This is a genomic window from Catenovulum agarivorans YM01 (assembly GCF_000281085.1).
GTDB classification, from domain to species: Bacteria; Pseudomonadota; Gammaproteobacteria; order Enterobacterales; family Alteromonadaceae; genus Catenovulum; species Catenovulum agarivorans.
Genome location: NZ_AJWM01000111.1, coordinates 1 through 4,097, shown reverse-complemented (window position 1 = coordinate 4,097; position 4,097 = coordinate 1). Strand labels below are relative to the sequence as shown.

3 protein-coding genes are annotated in these 4,097 nt (G+C 42.5%); all 3 read right to left on the bottom strand.

Annotated features, from left to right (window positions below; genetic code table 11):
• Nucleotides 1-1,493: L-arabinose isomerase (gene araA / locus WSC_RS0102475; RefSeq protein ID WP_016954328.1), on the bottom strand; the 1,493-nt coding region annotated here is incomplete at its 3' end.
• Nucleotides 1,494-1,698: 205 nt separating this feature from the next.
• The gene (locus tag WSC_RS0102470) at nucleotides 1,699-2,394 is read right to left on the bottom strand and encodes an L-ribulose-5-phosphate 4-epimerase (protein ID WP_016954327.1); all 696 of its coding nucleotides are present in this window, start codon (nucleotides 2,392-2,394) and stop codon (nucleotides 1,699-1,701) included.
• Between the two features lie 29 nt (nucleotides 2,395-2,423).
• Nucleotides 2,424-4,085: a ribulokinase gene (locus WSC_RS0102465; protein ID WP_026016622.1), complete on the bottom strand. Its 1,662-nt coding sequence runs from the start codon at nucleotides 4,083-4,085 to the stop codon at nucleotides 2,424-2,426.
• Nucleotides 4,086-4,097: the final 12 nt, after the last annotated feature.

Genomic DNA, 4,097 nt, shown 5'->3' with positions numbered 1-4,097 from the left:
TTTGCTAACCCGAAGTAAGCAGCATTTTGGCGTAATTCGTTTTTGAATTGACGGATATTAGTAGAGCCGTCGATAACCACTAGCTCAACACCTGCCATTTCAGCGTAATCGTTAATCATATCTGTTGTAACTGCTTGGCTGTATGCTGTGTGGTGTGCGCCACCAGCATAAATCCAAGCTGCAGCTGCAACTGATAAGTTTGGTTTTGGTTCCCAAAGCGCTGATGCGACTGGTAACTCAGGGGTATTTTCAGGTGCCGTTACTGCATCTACTTCGTTTACGATAATGCGGAAACGGTTGCCCATATCAATTGGTGATACGTTGATAGCAGGACCAGCTTTACCACTGAATAATAAACGCGCAACGTCACACTTCATACCTATGGTATGGCGGTGTACTTCTAAACGTGGTTTAGCAGCTGCGATTGATGGACAGACTTCTAACATGTGTGCACCTAATACTTGGTCGCGTGTACCGAAGTTGTAGGTGTAGTCTTCCATAAATGATGTACCACCAGAACGGCCAACAGACATGGCTTTCATAATGCGAACCATAGCTGACGTTTTCCAGTCGCCTTCACCGCCGTAACCAAAACCTTGCGCCATTAAACGTTGAGTGGCTAAGCCTGGTAAACCTGTTAAACCTGTTAAGTTTTCAAAACAGTTGGTGAAACCACCAAAACCGCCGCCTTTTAAGAATTTAGCCATGCCTAATTCTAAACGCGCTTCGTTTTGCAACATTTTTAATTGGTATTCATCTTTGAAGATGGCATCTGCTACTTGATAGTCTTGGGTGTATAGGTCTAATTGTGCTGCTACGTCTGCATCTGAAATTTCATTTACAACTGCAGATAAGTCGCCTAAACCGTAGGCATGTACTTCGTATCCAAATTGGATTTGTGCTGCAACTTTGTCGCCTTCTGTAACAGCTACTTGACGCATGTTGTCACCAAAACGGGCAATTTTTAAGTTTTGGCTTTCGTTCCAACCTACAGCTGCACGGCACCAGTCGTCGATTTGTTCTTGAACTAATGCATTTTGCCAGTGACCAACAACAACTTTACGCTCTTTACGCATACGTGTGCCGATGAAACCAAATTCACGACAACCGTGTGCACTTTGGTGCGTATTCATGTAGTTCATGTCGATTTCACCCCAAGGCAATGCTGCATTAAATTGGGTGTGAAGGTGCATAAATGGTTTACGTAATTCTGCTAAACCAGCAATCCACATTTTTGATGGAGAGAAGGTGTGCATCCACATAATTAAACCAACACAGTTTTTATCTGCATTTGCTGCTTGGCAAACTGCATGAATTTCTGCTGGTGATTTTACCGTTGGCTTGCACACTATGTTCATGCCAATGCTTTCAGATGTGTTGAAACCTTCTACGATTAAAGCACTGTCTTTGGCAACTTGCTCTAATACTTTTGGCCCGTATAAGTGTTGTGAGCCAGTTACAAACCAAACTTCTTTTTGACCAAATACGCTCATAATTTTCTACCTTATAAATAAACTCTCGCTTGGTGATGGCAAACCTATATGGCCTTGCTGGCACCTGTGCTTAATTCAAACCGCTGGAGTTGCACAGGTAATAAAACGCAAACACGCATAAATCCATCCTTGGAGCTCCGCCGAGCCATCCATGGCTCAGAGGGTTTGCTTTTTTTACCTGTGCATCTCCGCTATTCTGTGTTAATTACTTCTGCCCGTAATAAGCGTTTTTACCGTTCTTACGTAAATAATGCTTATCCACCAACTCTTGTTTTAAATCACCGATTTGTGGTGACAAGGTTTTGGTTAAATAAGCCATTTTGGCGATTTCTTCTAAAAGCACTGCGTGATAAACCGACTTAGCGGCATCTTTACCCCAAGTAAAAGGTGCATGGCCTGCAACTATTACCATAGGTGATTCATTTGGGTCGCGGTCTTGAAACAGCTCAACAATTTGAGCGCCGGTTTCTTCTTCGTAATCACCTTGAATACGTTCATTACTCATAACCGGAGCACATGGAATTGCGCCATATACATAATCCGCTTGAGTCGTACCTAAACATGGAATATCAATTTGTGCTTGTGCCCATGCAGTTGCATAGGTTGAATGTGTATGAGTTACACCACCAATGTTGTCCCAAGTACGATATAAATAAGTGTGAGTTTTAGTATCCGATGAAGGGTTTAACTTGCCTTCAACTATGTTGTTTTCTAAATCAACAACAACTATATCTTCAACTTTTAACGCTTCGTACGGTACACCACTTGGTTTGATTGCAACTACACCTGCTGCACGGTCTATTTGTGAAACGTTACCAAAGGTATAAGTCACTAATTTACGCGTATCCAACTCCATGTTGGCTTCAAATACTTCGCGTTTTAATTCTAAAAACTTGCTCATTTTTTGGGTTTCCTGACTAATCTTTTTGCTTACTTCGAACTTTCTACGTAAGCACCCAGTGCCTGGTAGTTTTTATATAGCTCGTCAAATTTCGCGGCATTTTCTGCATTCGGTTGGTAGGTTTTACACACAGGTGATGCCATCACTTCTTGTGCTGCTGCAACGCTTGGGTAAACGCCCGCTGCAACTGATGCAAAGATGGCAGCGCCTAATGCACAGCTTTGTTCACTTTCTAAAACATCAATTGGGCAATTCCACACATCCGCACAGGTTTGCATAACAAAGTCAGATTTTTTTGAGATACCACCTATGGTCACTACCGAATCAATTGCCACACCTTCAGATTTAAAACGCTCAATAATAGCGCGCGCACCAAATGCAGTTGCTTCTACTAATGAACGATAAATTTGTGGTGCATGGCTACCCATTTTTAAACCTGTAATTGCCATAGCGACAGTTTGGTCTGCATCTGGGGTACGACGACCATTTACCCAATCTAGTGCAGTTACACCTGTGCTACCAATTGGCAATTTGGCCGCTTCTTCACCGAGTTTGAATAAAGTTTTATCTTCAATTTCTTGGGCTAATTTAGCTTTGGTTTCTGCATCTAATACATCTGACGCTTCAATGTTTTTCAGTGGCCAGTTAATTAAGTTACGGAACCATGCGTATAAATCACCAAAAGCTGACTGACCCGCTTCTAAACCCACCATACCAGGAACAACTGAGCCATCTACTTGACCACAAATACCTTTAATGCATTTGTCGCCCATATCTTCGTATGAAGCGATGGCGATATCACAAGTTGAAGTACCCATAACTTTAGTTAATACGCCAGGTTTAACGTTTGCACCAACAGCGCCCATGTGGCAATCGAACGCACTAAAAGTTACAACTGTACCAACTGGCAAACCTAATTTATCCGCCCACTCTTGGGTTAACTCACCGCATTTTTCTTCTGCTGTGAAAGTTTGTGCTGGTAAACGGTCGCGTAAACCATCTAATAATGGGTCGATAGAGGTAAAGAATTCATTTGGTGGATAACCGCCCCAGCTTTCATGCCACATTTGTTTATGGCCTGCAGCACAACGACTCGCTCGGAATACACTTGGGTGAGTTGTGCCAGTAATTAATGCAGACATCCAATCACAGTGTTCAACCCAGCTATATGCAGCATTGCGCACAGCTTCGTCTTCACGTAATACGTGTAAAGCTTTTGCCCAGAACCACTCAGAAGAATAGATACCACCTTCGTATTTAATGTAGTTTTCGTCTGACTTAGCTGACGCTTGGGTAATTTGTTGTGCTTCTAAAATTGCAGTATGGTCTTTCCACAAAACAAACATTGCATTTGGGTTTTCAGCAAACTCAGGTTTAAGCGCAAGCGCTACACCATTTTCATCAACTGCAACTGGCGTTGAACCTGTGGTATCAAAACTAATACCAACCACTTGCTCTGCCGCACCAGTAGGTGCTTTTGCCCATAAACCTTGAACAACTTGCTCTAAGCTTTCTACATAATCTAACGGATGTTGACGGAATTGGTCTTTTGCCGGTTGGCAAAATAAACCTTGTTTCCATCTTGGGTAATAAACTACGTTTGTTGCAATTTCTTTACCATTGCTCGTATCAACCAATAATGCACGAACAGAATCTGAACCGTAATCTAAACCAAGCGTGTAGCGTGTCATAAACTCACCATT

What these genes read in the sequence shown, in the direction of transcription:
- WSC_RS0102470 (WP_016954327.1), bottom strand. Translation starts at nt 2,394, where the DNA reads ATGAGCAAGTTTTTAGAATTAAAACGCGAAGTATTTGAAGCCAACATG.
- WSC_RS0102465 (WP_026016622.1), bottom strand. Translation starts at nt 4,085, where the DNA reads ATGACACGCTACACGCTTGGTTTAGATTACGGTTCAGATTCTGTTCGT.